Here is a 17557-nt window from a genome sequence, read left to right on the forward strand (position 1 = left end):
GTCGGGCACCCCCCTTGCGGGCGGAAAACCGCATTTCAGGCAGCGTTCGAGGCGGCCTTCCCGGTGTCCGACAGGAAGCCCTTCCAGCCTCCTGCGGGCGGCTGCCCGACCTCCAGGGTACGCAGCTTGGCGAGCACCTCGGGCTTCTGCACGTCCATCCAGTCCACGAACTGCCGGAAGGAGACCAGCCGCACATCGGCGCCCTTCTCCTTCTCCCGGGCGATGTGTTTGAAGGCCTCTTCGACGGCGTCCATGTAGATGCCGCCGTTCCAGTGCTCGAAGTGGTTGCCGATGAAGAGCGGCGCCCGGTTCGTCTCGTACGCCCGCTGGAATCCGGATATGTAGGCCTGGGCGGACTGCTTCCGCCAGCGCGGGTAGTTGTAGGCCGGGGCCTTGGTGGAGTTGACGGACTGGTTGGCGAGCATGTTGTAGTCCATCGAGAGGACCTCGAAGGAGTGGCCGGGGAACGGTATCTGCTGCAACGGCAGGTCCCAGATCCCCATGCGCTTGACCGGCCACACCTGGCGCCCGCCGGGCGAGGAGGCGTCGTAGCGCCAGCCGAGCTCGCGGGCGGTGGGCAGCAGGTGGTCCTGGCCGAGCAGACAGGGCGTACGGCCGCCGACGAGCTCCTTGTCGTAGTCGAACGGCAGCGCGGGCAGGTTCTTCCAGCCGGTGTTGGTCCGCCACTCCTTGACGAAGGACTTGGCCTGCTCGATCTCGCTCTTCCACTGCTGCGGCGTCCACCACTTGACCGAGCCGTGCGTCTCGCCGCAGAAGTGCCCGTTGAAGTGGGTGCCGATCTCGTGGCCCTCGAGCCAGGCGCGGCGGACGTTGGTCAGGGTGGCCTTGACGTGGTCGTCGGTGAGGTAGCCGATGTCGGAGGCGCCGCGCGGGTTGTTCGGGGGGTTGTACAGCCGTTTCTTCGACTCGGGCAGCAGGTACAGCCCCGAGAGGAAGAAGGTCATGCTCGCGCCGTGCTCCTTGGCGAGGTCCAGGAAGCGCGGGAAGAGACCGTTGCCGACCTCGCCGGCGCCGTCCCAGGAGAACACGACGAACTGCGGCGGCTCCTGGCCGGGCTGGAGCGGCTCGGGCTTGGCGGGCTGGTGGGGCTGCTTGCCGGTGAAGGACGTGGAGCCGTCGCCGATGGGGCGGGCGGGGTGCGCACCGCTGCCACCGCTGCCTTTGCCGTGGCCCTGGGAGCGCCCCTTGCGGGAACCGGAGTTGTGGCCTCCGTCGTCTGACCCGTCGAGCGTTCCGCAGCCGGCGAGTGAGGCGGCGGCCGCGGTGGCCGCGCCGAGGCCGAGCATTCCCCGGCGGGAGAAGGTGCGCATGAGGACCCCGATTCGTCACGTCCTGCTGGTGGTCACCCACTCAGAGGGCGTGACGAACCGGTAGGTTCCTCGGTTTTTCAGATAATCCGCAACAAATGTAACGGGTATGTCCCGGGTGCCTGTGACGGATCTCTCAGGCTCGCATCAGGCCGCCGTCAGGCCCCGAACGCCTTCCCCTGCTGACCCTTCACCGGCTTGGCACCGGCCAGCAGATGGGCCGGGACGAGATCGCGGGCGGGCTCGGAGTAGCCGACGGAGACGATCCTGTCACCCTGGTATGTGAAAGTCGTCAGGGAGGCGAGCGTGCACTGCCGCTTGCGCGGATCGTGCCACAGCCGCCGCCGCTCGACGTACGACCGCACGATCCAGATCGGCAGCTGGTGGCTGACCAGCACGGCCTCGTGCCCACGCGCCCGGTCCTTGGCCGCGTTCAGCGCGCCCATCATCCGCACGACCTGGTCGACGTACGGCTCCCCCCACGACGGCTTGAACGGGTTGACCAGGTGCTTCCAGTTCTCCGGTCTGCGCAGCGCCCCGTCCCCGACGCCGAAGGTCTTGCCCTGGAAGACGTTCTCGGCCTCGATGAGCCGCTCGTCGGTGCCCAGGTCCAGGCCGTGCGCCTTGGCGATCGGGGTGGCGGTCTCCTGTGCCCGCTCCAGCGGGGAGGCGGCGACGTACGTCACATCACGCGGGGCGAGGTGCTCGGCGACCCGCTCGGCCATCTGCCGGCCCAGCTCGGAGAGGTGGTAGCCGGACAGCCGGCCGTAGAGGACGCCGGTGGGGTTCTCCACCTCGCCGTGCCGCATGAGGTGGACGACGGTGATGTCCTTGCTGTCGTTGCCGTTGCCGTTGCCGCTCATGCCGCCGTGGCCTCCGCCGCCGCTCGGGCCGCCGCCGGAAGGGCGTCGGCGATCTTCTGGACGGCCTGCTCGTCGTGGGCCGTGGAAACGAACCAGGACTCGAAGGACGACGGCGGCAGGTAGACGCCGTTCGCCAGCAACGAGTGGAAGAACGCGGTGAAGCGGAAGGACTCCTGCGCCTTGGCGTCCTCGTAGTTCCGCACGGCGCGGTCCGTGAAGAAGACGGAGAACATGTTGGAGGCGCTCTGCAGCCGGTGCGCCACGCCCTCCTTGGTGAGCGCCTCGGTGACCAGCTGCTGGATCTGCTCCGACACGGCGTTCACCTTGTCGTACGCGGCGTCGTCGAGCAGCCGCAGCTGGGCGAGGCCCGCGGCGGTGGCGACCGGGTTCCCGGAGAGGGTGCCGGCCTGGTAGACGGGCCCGGCGGGCGCGAGGTGCGCCATGACGTCGGCCCGGCCGCCGAACGCCGCGGCCGGGAAGCCGCCGCCCATCACCTTGCCGAAGGTCATCAGGTCCGGCCGGACCCCGTCGACGCCGTACCAGCCGGCCCGGCTGGTACGGAAGCCGGTCATCACCTCGTCGGAGATGTACAGGGCGCCGTTCTGCGCGCAGGCGTCCTTGAGCCCCTGGTTGAAGCCGGGCAGCGGCGGTACCACGCCCATGTTGCCGGGCGAGGCCTCCGTGATCACGCAGGCGATCTCACCGGGGTGGGCCCGGAACGCGGCGTGCACGGCCTCCAGGTCGTTGTACGGCAGCACGATCGTGTCGCCGGCCTGGGCGCCGGTGACGCCCGGGGTGTCGGGCAGCGCGAAGGTGGCGACTCCGGAGCCCGCGGCGGCCAGCAGCGAGTCCACGTGCCCGTGGTAGCAACCGGCGAACTTGATCACCTTGGACCGCCGGGTGAACCCGCGGGCGAGCCGGATCGCCGACATGGTTGCCTCGGTCCCGCTGGACACCAGCCGTACCTGCTCGACGGGCTCGACCCTGGCGACGATCTCCTCCGCGAGGGCGACCTCGCCCTCACCGGGCGTGCCGAAGGACGTACCGCGTGCGACGGCCTCCTGGACGGCGGCGATGACCTCGGGGTGGGAGTGCCCGAGGATCATCGGCCCCCAGGAGCACACCAGGTCCACGTACTCCCGCCCGTCGGCGTCGGTGAGGTACGGGCCGGTGCCGGAGACCATGAAGCGGGGCGTGCCGCCCACGGCGCGGAAGGCGCGCACCGGGGAGTTCACGCCGCCCGGCGTGACGGCGGACGCGCGGTCGAACAGTTCCTGCGAGACGGGCGCTTCGTAGGGGTAGGGCGCTGCCGGCAGCGCTCCCGAGGAGTTGGCTTCACTCATGACCTGCGGCTTCTCCCACCTTCTTCGACAGGGTGACCTCATCAGGGTAGGCCGACGGCGGAGTGACTCCGACAAAGCGGGGGCCGCTGCCACAAACTCGCGGGCGACCCTCCGCCATCTGCGAGACTGGGACATGACCCTGGACCTGATCCTGCGGACTGTTGTTTCCCCGCACGTTTCGGCGGGCGGCCGTGGGGGAGGTCACTGACACGATGATCGGGTTGCGCGGCGGGGGCCGCGCGTCCTAGAAAAGCAGTCGGGTGGAGATATGCATCGCGGTGGCGGACTGGGCGAGGGGACCGATGACCTGGGTCCTCGACGTGCCCGGCGGGGAAGGCACCGACGCGAGGCGGAGGAAGCCGGCGAAGCACATCAGGCACAGGGCGGACCGAATGAGCCGGAACGGCCCGACCGACGTATTGATCGCCGTGATCGTCGAGTGGACCGGCTGGGGGCGGGGAGCAGGAATGGTGGTCGGGTGGGGGTGACGTACAAATACTTCGGCGCGCCCGACGGCGCGACCGCGGCCCGCGTACCGATCTCGATGCGCCCCGAGGAGCTCGGCGGCGACGAGCTCGGCATGAACGGCATGTTCACCAAGATCAAGCCGGAGACGATGGCCGCGATGGTCCTCACCGGCATCGAGGGCGTTCCCCTGCACAAGGTGCCGCCCCTCGAACTGGTCGTGCTGCACCCGGACTACGCGGTCGTGAAACTCCCGATGACCGTCGTCGACCCCCTCCGGGGAATCGGCGAGGAGGCGGTCGGCGCGGCGGCGTTCATCTGGTCCACGGTTCCGGACCGGGGCGGGCCCCGGGACGCGTTCAACGTGTACCAGTTGCTGCACGAGTGGCAGGACTTCAGCCACCGGCTGCATGAGGCGGGGCATCAGCCGTATTGCCTTGTGTGGCCGTGAACCGGGGTCTCGTGGTGTGCGGGCGGGTTCTTCGGACCCGCTCCATGTGAAACCCCCAGGCGTCGGCGTTTCAGCCGGTAGCTGCTTCGGCGAACTGGTTGCTGTCGAAAAGGTCGTTGATGTGTCCGCCGAGTTCGGACCAGTGGCGTCCGGAGAGTTCGGCGGCGGCGCGGGCGTCGCCGCCGGCGCAGACGGCGATGAGCTGGTCGTGGTGTTCGATGGTGTTGCGTCCGCCGAGCAGCGTGGAGAACTTGCGGTAGAGGATGCGGTGGATCTGCGGGTGCAGCTGCTCGATGATCCGGCTGAGCACGGGGTTGTCCGCGGCCGTGATGGGGACGGCGTGGAAGCGGTCGTCGGCGGCGAGGGCGGCTGTGGTGTCGTTGGCGGCGACGGCCTCTTCGAAGTCGCGGAAACTGCTCCGCTCCCTGCCCCATCTGCGCGCCGCCTGCGACACCCTCGCCACGCGCTGTGTCCCCGGCATCACCGCCAACCGCGAACACCTCCACGACAGCGTCCACCGCTCCGTCGGACTGGTCACCGCGCTCGCCCCGCACATCGGTTACGCCGCCGGCACCGCCCTCGCCCGCCAGGCCCTGGCCACCGGCCGCGCCGTCAGGGACCTCGCCGCCGAGGCCGGTCTGCTCACCGCCGACCAACTGGACACGCTCCTGCGGCCCGAGAACCTCACCGGACACTCCGCCCGACCCGCGACGGCAGCCGCCCCGTAAAGGGAGACGGCGGCTACGTGTCGAGCAGTTCCGCGGCGAAGACGTCCTCGATCCTCCACTGCCGGTCGGTCAGGCCCTGCTCGTGGTGATAGCGCAGGCAGGTGTCCAGGGCGGCGCGGTTGGCCGCGATGCCGTAGGGCCACCAGTCCTCGGGGAACTCCTCACCGTTGCGGTCCACCAGGGCGTTCATCCACGGGATCATGGTCTGCACCTGGTAGAGCCTGCGGCTTCGCCGGTAGCGCTCGGCGGCGGCGTCCTTCGCCCGGGAGAAGGCACGGTGGACGGCGTGCGCGAGCCCGGGTCGGTCCCGTAGCAGTTCCCGCCGGACGACGATGGTGTGCATGATCGGGAAGATGCCGGTGCGCCGGTAGTAGTCGCGTTCCAGCGGCTCGAAGTCGGGGAACAGGCGGGTGACGTTCGGGGATCCGTCGAGCACGCACTGCGGGACGTTCGCCGAGAACAGCGCGTCGATCTCACCGGCGTCCAGCATCGCGCTCAGTGTCTTTCCCTCGGGCGCGACGCGCACGTCGACTTCGGCCGGGTGCGGATGGGGGATGAAGTCGAAGGGGGGCGCGGGGTGTTCCAGGCCGCCGATCACCCAACGGCTCTCCTCGGGTTCGAACCCGTACTCGTCCATCAGGATCCCTTTGGCCCACACGCCGGAGTCCTGACCGTAGACGCCGAACTCGCCGATGGTTTTGCCCGCGAGGTCGCTCGGTTCCTGAATCCCGCTGTGGACGTTGACGAAGACGCACGAGTGACGGAACACGCGGTTCGGGAAGATGGGCAACGCCACGAACGGCAGTCCGGTCCTCAGCAACCGCAGGTAGAAGGTGAGACCGAGCTCGGCGACGTCGAACTCGTCCCCGCGGACCAGTCGGTCGAAGAGCTCCGGCAGGGTCGCTGCGGTCTTCATCGTGAAGTCGAGGCCGTCGGTGCTCACCGTCCCGTCGAACAGCGCCCGTGTCGTGTCGTACGGGAAGCAACCGACCGTGAGGGCAGGGGCGGCCATGGATACTCCTTGTCGTCGGCTCTGCTGCTTCCAGCGTTGGCCGCCGTGGTGTCCGCCGTCCAAGACCCGTCAGGAACGTCCGATACCGCACGAGTATCGTGCTCGAGGTGGACCTTCGCTCGCTCCGGTATTTCATCGCCGTCGCCGAGGAGGGCCACGTCGGCCGAGCGGCCAACCGCCTGCACATGACGCAACCGCCGCTGAGCCGCGCGATCCGGAACCTTGAGGACGAACTCGGTGTCCTCCTGTTCGAACGCACCCCCAAAGGCGTCACCCTCACGCCCGCTGGAAAGGTTCTGTACGAAGAGACGGGGCCGTTGTTGGGGCGAGCCGACCGGATCCGTCGGCGGGTGACCGCTGCGGCGGGTACGGCGCCCCTCGCCGTCGGGACCCTGGCGGACGCGGCGCAGCAGGTCGGCGACCGACTTGTCTCCCTCTTCCGGGCCCGCCATCCGCACGTCCACGTCACCCTCCACGAAGCCGACCTCGGCGACCCGACGGCCGGACTCCGCGCCGGTCTGGTCGACGTGGCGATCACCCGAACTCCCTTCGACGACACCGGAATCAGCACCCGCGTCCTGCGCTCGGTACCCGTCGGCGTGGTGATGCGTGCTGACGACCCGTTCGCCGGCCACCCCTCCGTCTCGTCGACCGACCTCGCCGGCCGCCAATGGGTCCGGCTGCCGGACGGCACCGATCCGGCGCGGACGGCGTACTGGACCGGCGGCGGGGACGACGACGCGTCGCCGGTCATGCGAACGATCCAGGAGTGCCTGCAAGCGGTCCTGTGGAACGGCACATCGGCTCTCGCTCCCGTCGATCAGCCGTTGCCCGCGGGCCTGGTCGTCGTACCGCTGAACGACCGCCCGCCCAGCGACCTCGTCGTGGCCTGGCCACGGACCGCACGCAGCCCACTGGTACGCGGCTTCGTCCAGGTCGCGGAGAACTGCCGGCGCACCTGAAATCCAGTGCCGATGGCCCGGTTCAGGGCCGGAGCACGATCTTGCCGTGGGTGTGCTGCTGTTCCAGCTCACGGAAGGCGTCCCGCACCTGTTCCAGCGGGTAGGTGCGGGCGATCGGCACCTCAAGTTGCCCGCGTGCGGCGAGCCGGGCCAGCTCGCCGAGTACGACCGCGCACGCCGCCGCGCCTTCTCCGTGGGTCTGCGCGCCGACCTCGGCCGCGGCCTGCCAGTCGCGGATCGTGTTGATGCGCTCGGGCCGCACGCCCAGCTCCACCGCCAGTGCCACGTATCCGTCGCCGAAGGTGTCGATGAACGCGTCGACCCTGCCGCCGGACGCCTGACGGATCCGCTCGGCCACACCCGCCCCGTACTCGACCGGGAGGACACCGTGCTCCTCAAGCCAGGCGTGGTTCCGCTCGCTCGCCAGCCCGATCACCGTGGCGCCGCGCAGCCGCGCGAGCTGCACGGCAAGCGACCCGACTCCGCCCGCCGCACCGGAGACGACGACCGTGTCGTCCGGGCCGGGGTCCACCGCGAACACGGTGGCGTAGGCCGTGGTGCCGGCCACGTACAGCGCCCCGGCCACCTCCCAGGGCAACCCCGCCGGACGGGAGACCACGTTCACGTCGTCGACCACGACGAACTGCGCATGGCTTGCCCGCCGGTGAGTGAAGCCCAGAACCTCGTCACCCACCGCGAAGCCACGGACGTGCGGGCCGGCTTCCACCACGACGCCGGCAAGATCGCTGCCCTGCCCGGAGGGAAACGTCGCCGGCCAGCGTTCGTGCAGCGCGCCCGTGCGGATGTGCGCCTCGCCGGGCTGGATGCCGGCCGCGCGGACCTCGACCAGCACCTGCCCGGGACCGGGCACCGGCCGCTGCACCTCCTCCACCCGCAGCACATCGATCCCGCCGTACTCGTGGAACCGCACCGCCTGCATCGCGTGATCACCGCACTTTCTCGTCGGGACAAGGCTTGGCCGACCGCGCGGCAGAGGACTGGCGCCGACCGGGCCACCGCCTTCAAAGACCGGGCGCGGATCCGTATTCCCGGCCGCTGATCACCAGGGCCCGAGGAGCGGCCTCCGGCTCTTGGTGAATCTCGGTCGAAAACGTGACCGACTTCGATCAGTCCTGTGCTAGAACCGGCGCAGTGTGCGTGATGCACCTGAGCACCGACACGCGCGCAAAAGCCCCCTGTCCACCTGCGACGACTTCAGGACGCCTGTCATGCGAGAAGAGCGCTTAGCCAGCTTCGCCCCCACCACGGCCCACCCCGCCCGCACCTGGAACTACTGGCTCGGCGGCAAGGACAACTACGAGGCCGACCGGGAGGCCGGGGACGCCATCCTCAGCATCTATCCCGAGATCGCGGACATGGCCCGCCTGCAGCGGGCCTTCCTCCGGCGGGTCATCAGCCACTTCACCGTCGACCGCGGCATCCGACAGTTCCTCGACATCGGCACCGGCCTGCCCACCGCCGACAACACCCACGAGGTGGCCCAGCGCCTCGCGCCCGAGGCACGCGTCGTCTACGTCGACAACGACCCCATCGTCCTGCGCCACGCCGAAGCACTGCTCCGCAGCACCCCCGAGGGCAAGACCGACTACATCGAGGCCGACCTGCGCGACCCCGGCCGGATCCTCGAGGAGGCCGCGCGCACGCTCGACTTCACCCAACCGGTCGCCATCACCCTGCTCGGCGTCCTCCTGTTCATCACGGACGACGACGAGGCAGCCGGCATCATGCGCCACCTGCGCGACGCCGTGGCCCCCGGAAGCTGCCTCGCGCTCACGCACACCACCACCGCGGTGGGCGGCGGCCGTACCGACGACGCCGCCAAGGAGTGGAACGACAACAGCCCCAACCCCATGGTCATGCGCACGCCCGAGCACATCCGCGGCTACGTGCAGGGCCTGGAACTGCTCGAACCCGGCATCGTCCCGCTGACGCGCTGGCGCCCCGACCCCGAGGACACCGGCAGCCCCCGGGACATCGACGAGTTCTGCGCGGTCGCCCGAAAGCCCTGACCCGAGCCCGGACCCGACGTCCCGCCCGAGCCCTGCTGCACCGAACGGCCTGTTCGGGATGCGTCCGTCTTCCCGGTCGGTCACGGTCGGAGGGTGAGCACTTCCCCGGCGCTGCGGCGATCCAGCAGTCCCCACGTGGCCCGGCGGCGTCGATGGCAGGGGCCGCCGGGGCTTCTTCCCGCCCTGGCCCTTGCGTCGGCCCTCCGCCTCGCCGGTGTCGCCGCGGTGGCCGTGATCGACCATGCTCTCGGCCGGAGTACGACGACCAGCCTGGCGCATTCGTGGGACTCGGTCTGGTACCTGCACATCGCGGAGCACGGTTACGGGACCCGGTTCCGCGTCGTCGGGGGCGCGGTCCAGACGGACTGGGCGTTCTTCCCTCTGTATCCGGAGCTCATCCGGGCGCTGCGGGACGTCGTGCCGGTGTCCCCGGGGCAGGCCGGGCTGCTGATCGCCTGGGGTGCGGCCGCGCTCGCCGCGTGCGGGGTGTACGTGGTCGGCCACCATCTCCACGGGCGGGCGGTCGCCACCGCTCTGGTCCTGCTGTGGGCGTCCCTGCCGCACTCGGTCGTTCTCGGCCTGGCCTACACCGAGCCGCTGTTCACCGCGTGCGCCGCGTGGTCGCTGTACGCCGTGCTCAAGGGCCGCTGGCTGACGGCGGGCGCTCTCGCGGCGCTGGCGGGGCTGACCCGGCCGAGCGGCATCGCCGTGGCCGTGGCCGTGGTCGTCGCGGCCGCGTGCGAGGTCGTGCGGCGGCGCGGGCGGGTTCCCGGCCGGCTCTGGATCGGCGCCGGTGTCGCCCCGCTGGGCTGGGTGGGCTATGTGCTGTGGGTGGGAAGGCGGACCGGTGACCTGTTCCACGGCTACTTCCGGGTGCAGAGCGCCTGGAACTCCCGCCTCGATTTCGGTGCGGGTTCCCTGCGGTTCGTCAAGGCACTGCTCCTGCACGGCGGCAGAGTCGCCTTCCCGGTCGCCGTGCTCGTCGTCGCGGTGAGCGTCCTGTTGTTCTGCCTGCTGTGCCTGGAGCGTCCCCCGCCGGCGTTGGTGGTCTTCGCCGGCGTGCTGCTTCTGCTGGTGCTCGCGGTGTCCGGCCCCTTCTCGTCCAAACCCCGCTTCCTCGTGCCGGCCTTCCCCCTGCTCATCCCGCCGGCGCGGGCGATCGTACGGGCCTGGTGCTCGAGCCCGGCCCGGGCCGTGCTGGTGGGCGGCACCCTTGCCGCCATGTCCCTGGCCTACGGCGCGTATCTGGCCGTCCTCGGCCACGAGCCCCTTTGACCATGAAGCGCGCGGGTTCCTATAGGTTCGAACGCATGGCCACTATCCACCGCACCACCATGACACCCACCAAGCTGGAGCTGCTCACCGGATGGCTGCCGAAGCAGAGCTGGTACGTGGGCGACGCGTCGACGCCGGAACTGGTCAAGGCCGGGGGTTTCCGTCTCGACGACCCGGAGGGCGAGGTCGGGATCGAGTTCATGGTCGTGGTGGACGCCGCCGCGCGGGAGCCGGTGGCGTATCTGGTGCCGATGGGTTACCGCGCTGCGGCGCTGCCGGACGTCCCGGGCGAGGCGTTGATCGGCACTTCCGAGCACGGGGTGCTCGGCACCCGGTGGATCTACGACGGGGTCCACGACCCGGTGGTGACGGCGCAGTTGCGCGCCCTGCTGCGCGGTGAGGCGGTACCGCAGCAGCAGAGCGAGAGCGACACCCCCGACCCGACGGTCACCGTGCACGGAGCCGGCCCCGGCGACGGGCTCGATGTACGGGTCAACCGCGTCCTGCGGCCGGCGGAGGCCGCGCAGGGTTCGACCGGGCGCCTCGTCGCCGGGTGGACGTGGCCGGACGGATCGGCTGCGCGGGGGGTGTTCGCGGCCGTCGTGCCGCGGTAAGGCCGTGTGTCGACGTGGCGGGTGGTCACCGGCCCGCGGTGGTACGGCCTGACGGCCGCTCAGCGGGTTCCGGCACCGGCAGCCGACGGCCGTGACGCGTCATCACCAGCTGCTGGACGCCCAGCGTGACACCGAGGCCGAGCCACAGGGCGTCGCCGTTGAACGGCTCGCCGAACGCCGCTTCCGCGACCGCGCCGAGCCCCAGTTTGACGACGACCGTGGCGAGCCAGAGAAGCAGGGTCGTGCGACCGCCCTTGCGGTGGAGCCGACCGTCCGCGTCCCGCCACATCGGCATGGTGCGACCGCGCAGGACCCCGGCGACCGCCGACACGACCAGCCCGGCGACCAGGAACGCGACGCCGGCCGCGGTCGTGCGGCTCGGACCCGGTGGCACACAGCCGCGCGCGATCAGGAGGGCGACCCACAGATACGTCAGCGGTCTCACCGGTCGTGCGGAGAACTGGCTCACCACGATCACGGCGGTGATGCCGACGATCAATAAGAGATCAGGCGTCATTGTGCGGTGCGGGTCCTCTCAGGCAGGTGGCGGGCGCGGCAGACCGGCGCTCGGCGCGGCGTCCAGGATCTCGTACTTCGCCACCCGTCGGGCCGTCAGGTCCACGCGGAGTATCCGCCGTCCACCCGTATCGTCTCGATACCGCTGATGTAGCGGGCGCCGCAGCGGTCCCGGGGCAGTACCAGCTGGGCGCCGGCCCGGTCGAGCGGGGTGTCGTCGAGGGTGGCCGCGAGCAGGACGGGGGCACGGCCGAAGTCGGGGTCGATCTCCGCCCAGGACAGCAGGGCGTGATGGCCGTCGGCGCCGCGTACGGCGATCAGGAAGCGCAGGCGGTCCTTGCGGCGGGCCGGGTCGAAGGCGGGGCCGGCGGCCATGAGGACGTCGTGGAGGAGCGGCCCGGTGAAGCGGTGGTGCTGAACGCCGCTGGTGGAGCACTCGAAGGCGACCCGGGCGCGGTGCTGGGGCCAGGCGAGCAGGTCGGGGACCGTCAGCCGGGCCGGGCGGTCCAGATCGCCGGTGAGGGCGAGTGCCGACAGCCGGTCGGCGGCGGCACCGGTGGCTGCGAGGGACTGGCTCACGGGCTCCCCGATGACCGTACCCGGACGTGACCGTCGCCGAAACGCAAATACCAGCATGCGGAGCTGCTGGCCCCGCTGATGCCACGATGCAGGGCTCTTTTGCGCCGCACTTGCGGGACTATGATCAGGACAGTGGCTGAGTCCGTTCAGGACCTCGAGGGAGTGGACCCGTGATGACCCGTTCCGCGCGCCGGACCCGCCGGATGCTCCAGGTGACCGGCGCAGGCGTCGCTGCCCTGCTGGCTTTGGGCGCCTGCTCGTCGTCCGACTCGGACTCGTCCACGAAGTCGGACTCCTCCGCGTCGGACAAGTCGGCGTCCTCGTCGGGCAAGCTGTCCGGCACGGTGACCGTCTTCGCCGCGGCCTCGCTGAAGGAGAGCTTCACGACGCTGGGCAAGGAGTTCGAGAAGGCCCACCCGGGCACGAAGGTGACGTTCAGCTTCAGCGGCAGTGACACCCTCGCCGCCCAGATCACCGGTGGCGCCCCGGCCGATGTGTTCGCCGCGGCCAGCCCGAAGACGATGAAGATCGTCACGGACAAGGGCGACGCGGCCGGCACGCCCGTCACCTTCGTGCGCAACCAGCTGGAGATCGCCACCCTGCCGGGCAACCCCGACAAGGTCTCCTCCCTGAAGGACCTCACCAAGTCCGGGCTGAAGGTCGTACTGTGCGACAAGACGGTGCCGTGCGGTGCGGCAGCCCAGAAGGCCCTGGACGCGAGCAAGTTGAAGCTCACGCCCGTCTCCTACGAGCAGGACGTCAAGGCCGCCCTGAACAAGGTGGTGCTGAAGGAGGCCGACGCCGCGGTCGTCTACAAGACCGATGTGAAGGCCGCGGGTGACAAGGTGGAGGGCGTGGAGTTCCCCGAGTCGGCGAAGGCCGTCAACGACTACCCGATCACGCCCCTCAAGGGTTCGAAGCACGCCGCCACCGCCGAGGCGTTCATCGCGTTCGTGCGGTCCGCCGAGGGCCAGAAGGTCCTGTCCGAAGCGGGGTTCCTCAAGCCGTGACCTCCTCTCCCCCGGACGACGCCGGCCCCGCGGACACCATCACCGGTGGCCTGCGGCAGCACCGTCGCGTCCGCGGGGGCGCACCGCTGCCGCTCCTCCTGCCCTCGCTGATCGGCCTGGGCTTCCTGGTCCTGCCGCTCGTCGCCCTGCTGGTGCGGGCGCCCTGGCGGAGCATGCCCGACCTGCTGACCAGCGCCGAGGTGTGGCAGGCGCTGCGGCTGTCCCTGGTGTGCGCGTCGGCGGCGACCGCGGTCAGCCTGGTGCTCGGGGTGCCGCTGGCCTGGCTGCTGGCGCGGGTCGAGTTCCCCGGGCGCGGGCTCGTCCGGGCGCTGGTCACCCTGCCGCTGGTGCTGCCGCCGGTGGTCGGCGGTGTGGCCCTGCTGATGGCGCTGGGCCGCAACGGGGTCGTCGGGAAGTGGCTGGACTCCTGGTTCGGGATCACGCTGCCGTTCACCACCGCCGGGGTCGTGGTCGCCGAGGCGTTCGTGGCGATGCCGTTCCTCGTCATCAGTGTGGAGGGCACGCTGCGGGCGGCCGACCCGCGCTACGAGGAGGCGGCCACCACGCTGGGCGCCTCCCGTTTCACCGCGTTCCGCCGGGTCACCCTGCCGCTGATCGCCCCCGGCGTCGCGGCCGGCGCCGTACTGGCGTGGGCCCGCGCGCTCGGCGAGTTCGGCGCGACGATCACCTTCGCCGGGAACTTCCCGGGCCGCACCCAGACCATGCCGCTGGCCGTCTACCTCGCCCTGCAGAACGACCCGGAGACGGCGATCGCCCTCAGCCTGGTCCTGCTGGCCGTGTCCGTCGCGGTGCTGGCCGGGCTGCGGGACCGCTGGATGACCACCTCATGACCGGCACCGAGAAGGCCATCATCGGCGCTCCTGCCACGACCGGCGAAGGGCTCGACGCCCGGCTGGTGGTCCAGCGCGGCTCCTTCCGCCTCGACGTGACGCTGACCGCGGCGCCGGGCGACGTCGTCGCGCTCCTCGGCCCCAACGGCGCGGGCAAGACGACCGCGCTGCGCGCCCTCGCCGGTCTCGTCCCGCTCACCGGCGGCCATCTGCGTCTGGACGGCGCGGAACTGGACCGTACGCGCCCCGAGTCCCGCCCGGTCGGCGTCGTCTTCCAGGACTACCTGCTCTTCCCCCATCTGTCCGCCCTGGACAACGTGGCCTTCGGGCCGCGCTGCCACGGCGCCGGGAAGGCGGAGGCCCGCGCCCAGGCCGCCGAGTGGCTGGAGCGCATGGGCCTCGCCGAACACGCCTCTGCCAAACCGCGCCGCCTCTCCGGCGGCCAGGCCCAGCGGGTCGCCCTCGCCCGCGCCCTGGCCACCCGTCCGCGCCTGCTGCTCCTGGACGAGCCGCTCGCCGCGCTCGACGCCCGCACCCGCCTCGACGTCCGCGCCCGGCTCCGCCACCACCTCGCGGAGTTCGAGGCGGTCGCCGTCCTGGTCACGCACGACCCGCTGGACGCCATGGTCCTCGCCGACCACCTCGTCGTCGTCGAGGACGGCCGCGTCGTGCAGGAGGGCACCCCGTCCGACATCGCCCGCCGTCCGCGTACCGACTACATCGCCCACCTGGTCGGCCTCAACCTGTACCGGGGCGAGGCCGAGGGGCACACGGTCCGTGTCGACGGCGGCGCCGGGATCACGACGGCGGAGGACCTCACCGGCCCGGTCTTCGTCGCCTTCCCGCCCACCGCGGTCACCGTCCACCGCGACCGCCCCACCGGCTCCAGCGCGCGCAACCTGTGGCGCTGCGAGGTCACCGGCCTGGAGACCCACGGCGACCAGATCCGCGCCGCGCTGACCGGCGAACTGCCCGTGGTGGCCGACCTGACCACGGTCGCCGCCGCCGAACTCGGCCTTCGCCCCGGAGCCACGGTCTGGGCGACGGTGAAGGCGACCCAGACGCACGCGTACCCGGCCTGAGGGGACGGGGAGCAGGGAGCAGCGGCCCGGGAGAGCCGTGGTCGTCCGCACCTGCGGCCCGTCCCTCGGAGCGGTGAAGGACGGGCCGGGGACAGGCGCTCGTGCCTACGACGAGGTGACCGCGGCGCGTGCCCGGCCCAGCCGTTCGCGGACCAGTGCGACGGCGACCACGCCCACGGCCACCAGCGTGGACAGGACCACCTGGTCGCGGCCGCCGCCGTCGGCCGTGTCGGTCAGCATGTAGCCGAGGACGAAGACGATCAGGGCGATGGTGGCCCAGGTCAGGTAGGGGTAGAGCCACATCTTCACGATCAGCTTCTCCGGTGCCTCCCGCTGGATGATCTTGCGCATGCGCAGCTGGGAGAAGCAGATGACCAGCCAGACGAAGAGGGCGATCGCGCCGGAGGAGTTGAGCAGGAACTGGAAGACGGTGTCCGGCCACAGGTAGTTGAAGGCGACCGCGACGAAGCCGAAGACCACCGAGGCCAGGATGGCGGTACGGGGGACACCGCGGCCCGTGGTGCGACCGAAGGAGGCGGGGGCGTCATTGCGCCCGCCGAGGGAGAACGCCATGCGGGAGGCGGTGTACAGGCCCGAGTTGAGGCAGGACAGCACGGAGGTCAGCACGATGGCGTTCATGATCTCGCCTGCGTGCGGTATGCCGATGGAGCTGAGGGCGGCGACGTACGAGCCGTCCTTGAGGATCGCCGGGTCGTCCCAGCGCAGCAGCGACACGACGATGAGGATCGAGCCGAGGTAGAACACGGCGATCCGCCAGATCACGCTGTTGGTGGCCTTGGTGACCGCACCGCGCGGGTCCTCGGACTCGCCGGCGGCCAGTGTGACGATCTCGCTGCCCATGAAGGAGAAGACCACCATCAGGACGCCGGTGAGGATGGCCCCCGGCCCGTGCGGCAGGAAGCCGCCGTGTGCGGTCAGGTTGGAGAAGCCGGACGCCGGGTGGTCCGAGCCGGGCAGCAGGCCGAAGATCGCGAGGGCGCCGAGCACGATGAACGCGGCGATGGCGACGACCTTGATGCCGGCGAACCAGAACTCGAACTCGCCGTAGGAGCTGACCGAGGCCAGGTTGCTGGCGGTGAGGACGAGCATGACGATCAGTGCCCAGCCCCACTGCGGGACCGCCGGTACCCAGCCGGCGAGGATCTTCGCCCCGGCGGTGGCCTCGACCGCGAGCACCACGACCCAGAAGAACCAGTACAGCCAGCCGATGGTGAATCCGGCCCAGCGGCCGAGCGCGCGGTCGGCGTAGGCGGAGAACGAGCCGGAGGTCGGGTTGGCCGCCGCCATCTCGCCGAGCATCCGCATGACGAGGACGACGAGGGCGCCGACGAGGGCGTAGGAGATGAGGATGCCGGGGCCGGCGGCGGCGATGCCGGAGCCGGAGCCGACGAACAGGCCGGCGCCGATGACGCCACCGATCGCGATCATCGACAGGTGGCGGTTCTTCAGTCCGGCCTGCAGGCCGGAGCCCGTGCCGGTGCTGTCGGCGGTGGTGCTTTCGCCGGGGGTGAGCGGGTCGGTGTCGGGGAGCGGGGGACGCGTGGTCATCTCGGCATCCAGGGGAGGAGTGGGGACGAGGACATGCGTCCGGAAATTAGTTCAGCACGATCTAAAAAAACAAGAGCTGTTCACCTTGTTTAAGTGTTCAGGGTGCTCTATTTTTCACGCATCCCCGCTCAGCAGGACGGTTAGGGTGACGCCGTGGTGAATGCAGCGGGCAAGTTCGGACCCTACGGCGGCGCGGACACCCGACTCCTGCCCGGCAGGGGACCCACGGGATCGGAACTCGTCCGGTCCCGGATCGCCCTGCGGGTGCGCCTGAAGGCCGTCTCGCCCGGAGACCGGCTGCCGGACGTCGGCGTCCTCGCCGAGGAACTGGGGATCAGTGAGATCACCGTGCGCCGCGCGCTGGAGGGAATGTGCCAGGACGGCCTGCTCGACCGGCGGCGCGGCCGCGCGGGCGGCACCTTCGTCGCACCGGACTGGGACGCCGTCGTCGCCCTGATGCACGACGCCGACGAGGCGGCCGCGCTGGACGGCTTCCACCTGCTGCTCGAGTGCGGTCTGGTGGCCCACGGGGCCGGCGAGGTCCCGGACGGTCACCTCGACGGGCTGCGGTCGCTGGTCGACGCGATGGACACGGTGACCGACCCGGCACGCCTGGTCGAACTGGAGACCCGCTTCCACCTCGACCTCGCGGAAGCGCTCGGCGGCGCCGGGATCCGCGAGTTCGCCGCCGACCTGCTCGGCCGGCAGTGCCTGCTGGGGCCCGCCCCGGCACCCGACGTGGTACGGGAGCGCAACCGCTGCCACGCCGACCTGCTCACCGAACTCGGCCGCGGCGCCCTCGGCCCGGCCGTGCGCGCCGTCAAGGCCCACCGCCACGCCCACCCGGACTGACGCCGCAGTGACCGCACCGCCCCACCG

At 71.0% G+C, this 17557-nt stretch carries 19 protein-coding genes; 10 read left to right on the plus strand and 9 right to left on the minus strand.

Translation table 11 applies throughout. The annotated features are described in order from the left end of the window. Positions 1 to 35: 35 nt before the first annotated feature. The 3 genes from ACFYZQ_RS34520 to hemL form a co-directional block, all read right to left on the minus strand. On the minus strand, positions 36 to 1331 hold the full coding sequence (locus ACFYZQ_RS34520) for a hypothetical protein (protein WP_389156585.1): 1296 nt from the start codon (positions 1329 to 1331) through the stop codon (positions 36 to 38). A gap of 155 nt (positions 1332 to 1486) precedes the next feature. Next, the gene (locus ACFYZQ_RS34525) at positions 1487 to 2191 is read right to left on the minus strand and encodes a histidine phosphatase family protein (protein ID WP_389156588.1); all 705 of its coding nucleotides are present in this window, start codon (positions 2189 to 2191) and stop codon (positions 1487 to 1489) included. Continuing rightward, entirely contained in the window at positions 2188 to 3507 is a 1320-nt protein-coding gene (gene hemL, locus ACFYZQ_RS34530; protein ID WP_389156757.1) for a glutamate-1-semialdehyde 2,1-aminomutase, read from the minus strand. Before hemL ends, ACFYZQ_RS34525 begins: the two co-directional genes overlap by 4 nt. A gap of 295 nt (positions 3508 to 3802) precedes the next feature. Between hemL and ACFYZQ_RS34535 the strand changes: the two genes are divergently transcribed. Then, positions 3803 to 4450 (plus strand): hypothetical protein, encoded by a 648-nt coding sequence (locus tag ACFYZQ_RS34535; protein WP_389156591.1) that lies wholly within the window; start codon positions 3803 to 3805, stop codon positions 4448 to 4450. Between the two features lie 70 nt (positions 4451 to 4520). Here the strand turns inward: ACFYZQ_RS34535 and ACFYZQ_RS34540 are convergent, their stop codons facing one another. Beyond that, complete coding sequence (locus tag ACFYZQ_RS34540; protein WP_389156594.1) at positions 4521 to 4931, minus strand: GntR family transcriptional regulator; 411 nt, start codon at positions 4929 to 4931, stop codon at positions 4521 to 4523. Here ACFYZQ_RS34540 and ACFYZQ_RS34545 point away from each other — a divergent pair. Beyond that, entirely contained in the window at positions 4825 to 5178 is a 354-nt protein-coding gene (locus ACFYZQ_RS34545; RefSeq protein ID WP_389156597.1) for a hypothetical protein, read from the plus strand. The two genes, ACFYZQ_RS34540 and ACFYZQ_RS34545, sit on opposite strands and share 107 nt — an antisense overlap. 13 nt (positions 5179 to 5191) lie before the next feature. On the opposite strand, the gene ACFYZQ_RS34550 is transcribed toward ACFYZQ_RS34545, so the two are convergent. Continuing rightward, on the minus strand, positions 5192 to 6190 hold the full coding sequence (locus tag ACFYZQ_RS34550) for a 4,5-dihydroxyphthalate decarboxylase (RefSeq protein ID WP_389156600.1): 999 nt from the start codon (positions 6188 to 6190) through the stop codon (positions 5192 to 5194). Positions 6191 to 6297: 107 nt separating this feature from the next. Between ACFYZQ_RS34550 and ACFYZQ_RS34555 the strand changes: the two genes are divergently transcribed. Further along, complete coding sequence (locus ACFYZQ_RS34555; protein WP_389156603.1) at positions 6298 to 7152, plus strand: LysR family transcriptional regulator; 855 nt, start codon at positions 6298 to 6300, stop codon at positions 7150 to 7152. Between the two features lie 22 nt (positions 7153 to 7174). Here the strand turns inward: ACFYZQ_RS34555 and ACFYZQ_RS34560 are convergent, their stop codons facing one another. Next, on the minus strand, positions 7175 to 8092 hold the full coding sequence (locus ACFYZQ_RS34560) for an NADP-dependent oxidoreductase (RefSeq protein ID WP_389156606.1): 918 nt from the start codon (positions 8090 to 8092) through the stop codon (positions 7175 to 7177). A gap of 289 nt (positions 8093 to 8381) precedes the next feature. On the opposite strand from ACFYZQ_RS34560, the gene ACFYZQ_RS34565 reads away from it, so the two are divergent. The 3 genes from ACFYZQ_RS34565 (at position 8382) to ACFYZQ_RS34575 (ending at position 11071) form a co-directional block, all read left to right on the plus strand. Further along, positions 8382 to 9182 (plus strand): SAM-dependent methyltransferase, encoded by an 801-nt coding sequence (locus ACFYZQ_RS34565; protein WP_389156609.1) that lies wholly within the window; start codon positions 8382 to 8384, stop codon positions 9180 to 9182. 93 nt (positions 9183 to 9275) lie between these two features. Further along, the gene (locus ACFYZQ_RS34570; RefSeq protein WP_389156612.1) at positions 9276 to 10457 is read left to right on the plus strand and encodes a hypothetical protein; all 1182 of its coding nucleotides are present in this window, start codon (positions 9276 to 9278) and stop codon (positions 10455 to 10457) included. Between the two features lie 35 nt (positions 10458 to 10492). Continuing rightward, complete coding sequence (locus tag ACFYZQ_RS34575; RefSeq protein WP_389156615.1) at positions 10493 to 11071, plus strand: 1,4-alpha-glucan branching protein; 579 nt, start codon at positions 10493 to 10495, stop codon at positions 11069 to 11071. 25 nt (positions 11072 to 11096) lie between these two features. Here ACFYZQ_RS34575 and ACFYZQ_RS34580 read toward each other — a convergent pair whose 3' ends face one another. Continuing rightward, positions 11097 to 11588 (minus strand): hypothetical protein, encoded by a 492-nt coding sequence (locus ACFYZQ_RS34580; protein ID WP_389156618.1) that lies wholly within the window; start codon positions 11586 to 11588, stop codon positions 11097 to 11099. A gap of 95 nt (positions 11589 to 11683) precedes the next feature. After that, a complete protein-coding gene (locus ACFYZQ_RS34585; protein WP_389156620.1) occupies positions 11684 to 12166 on the minus strand; it encodes a molybdopterin-dependent oxidoreductase in 483 nt (160 codons plus the stop codon). Between the two features lie 173 nt (positions 12167 to 12339). Here ACFYZQ_RS34585 and modA point away from each other — a divergent pair, with 173 nt between their 5' ends. From modA to ACFYZQ_RS34600, 3 genes are read left to right on the plus strand one after another with little or no spacing between them, the layout of a single operon-like run. Further along, positions 12340 to 13176 (plus strand): molybdate ABC transporter substrate-binding protein, encoded by an 837-nt coding sequence (gene modA, locus ACFYZQ_RS34590; protein ID WP_389156623.1) that lies wholly within the window; start codon positions 12340 to 12342, stop codon positions 13174 to 13176. Next, positions 13173 to 14027 carry a molybdate ABC transporter permease subunit gene (gene modB / locus ACFYZQ_RS34595; RefSeq protein ID WP_389156625.1) on the plus strand — a complete coding sequence of 285 codons (855 nt, stop codon included), beginning with the start codon at positions 13173 to 13175 and terminating at the stop codon, positions 14025 to 14027. The genes modA and modB overlap by 4 nt, the downstream gene beginning before the upstream one ends. Beyond that, positions 14024 to 15109, plus strand: a complete 1086-nt coding sequence (locus ACFYZQ_RS34600; RefSeq protein WP_389156628.1) for an ABC transporter ATP-binding protein — start codon at positions 14024 to 14026, stop codon at positions 15107 to 15109. Before modB ends, ACFYZQ_RS34600 begins: the two co-directional genes overlap by 4 nt. Before the next feature lie 105 nt (positions 15110 to 15214). Here the strand turns inward: ACFYZQ_RS34600 and ACFYZQ_RS34605 are convergent, their stop codons facing one another. Beyond that, positions 15215 to 16678, minus strand: coding sequence for an amino acid permease (locus ACFYZQ_RS34605; RefSeq protein WP_389156630.1), 1464 nt, complete (start codon positions 16676 to 16678; stop codon positions 15215 to 15217). A 153-nt stretch (positions 16679 to 16831) separates the two neighbouring features. Between ACFYZQ_RS34605 and ACFYZQ_RS34610 the strand changes: the two genes are divergently transcribed. Continuing rightward, positions 16832 to 17530, plus strand: a complete 699-nt coding sequence (locus tag ACFYZQ_RS34610) for a FadR/GntR family transcriptional regulator (RefSeq protein WP_389156633.1) — start codon at positions 16832 to 16834, stop codon at positions 17528 to 17530. Positions 17531 to 17557 lie beyond the last annotated feature (27 nt).

Source organism: Streptomyces sp. NPDC001843 (genome assembly GCF_042891955.1).
In the GTDB taxonomy this organism is placed as follows: domain Bacteria; phylum Actinomycetota; class Actinomycetes; order Streptomycetales; family Streptomycetaceae; genus Streptomyces.

Excerpts from the sequence above, each read along its gene's own strand:
- ACFYZQ_RS34520 (WP_389156585.1), bottom strand. The coding sequence starts at position 1,331 with ATGCGCACCTTCTCCCGCCGGGGAATGCTCGGCCTCGGCGCGGCCACC.
- ACFYZQ_RS34525 (WP_389156588.1), bottom strand. The coding sequence starts at position 2,191 with ATGAGCGGCAACGGCAACGGCAACGACAGCAAGGACATCACCGTCGTC.
- ACFYZQ_RS34535 (WP_389156591.1), top strand. The coding sequence starts at position 3,803 with ATGCATCGCGGTGGCGGACTGGGCGAGGGGACCGATGACCTGGGTCCT.
- ACFYZQ_RS34540 (WP_389156594.1), bottom strand. The coding sequence starts at position 4,931 with ATGCCGGGGACACAGCGCGTGGCGAGGGTGTCGCAGGCGGCGCGCAGA.
- ACFYZQ_RS34550 (WP_389156600.1), bottom strand. The coding sequence starts at position 6,190 with ATGGCCGCCCCTGCCCTCACGGTCGGTTGCTTCCCGTACGACACGACA.
- ACFYZQ_RS34560 (WP_389156606.1), bottom strand. The coding sequence starts at position 8,092 with ATGCAGGCGGTGCGGTTCCACGAGTACGGCGGGATCGATGTGCTGCGG.
- ACFYZQ_RS34565 (WP_389156609.1), top strand. The coding sequence starts at position 8,382 with ATGCGAGAAGAGCGCTTAGCCAGCTTCGCCCCCACCACGGCCCACCCC.
- ACFYZQ_RS34575 (WP_389156615.1), top strand. The coding sequence starts at position 10,493 with ATGGCCACTATCCACCGCACCACCATGACACCCACCAAGCTGGAGCTG.
- ACFYZQ_RS34580 (WP_389156618.1), bottom strand. The coding sequence starts at position 11,588 with ATGACGCCTGATCTCTTATTGATCGTCGGCATCACCGCCGTGATCGTG.
- modA (WP_389156623.1), top strand. The coding sequence starts at position 12,340 with ATGACCCGTTCCGCGCGCCGGACCCGCCGGATGCTCCAGGTGACCGGC.
- ACFYZQ_RS34600 (WP_389156628.1), top strand. The coding sequence starts at position 14,024 with ATGACCGGCACCGAGAAGGCCATCATCGGCGCTCCTGCCACGACCGGC.
- ACFYZQ_RS34605 (WP_389156630.1), bottom strand. The coding sequence starts at position 16,678 with ATGACCACGCGTCCCCCGCTCCCCGACACCGACCCGCTCACCCCCGGC.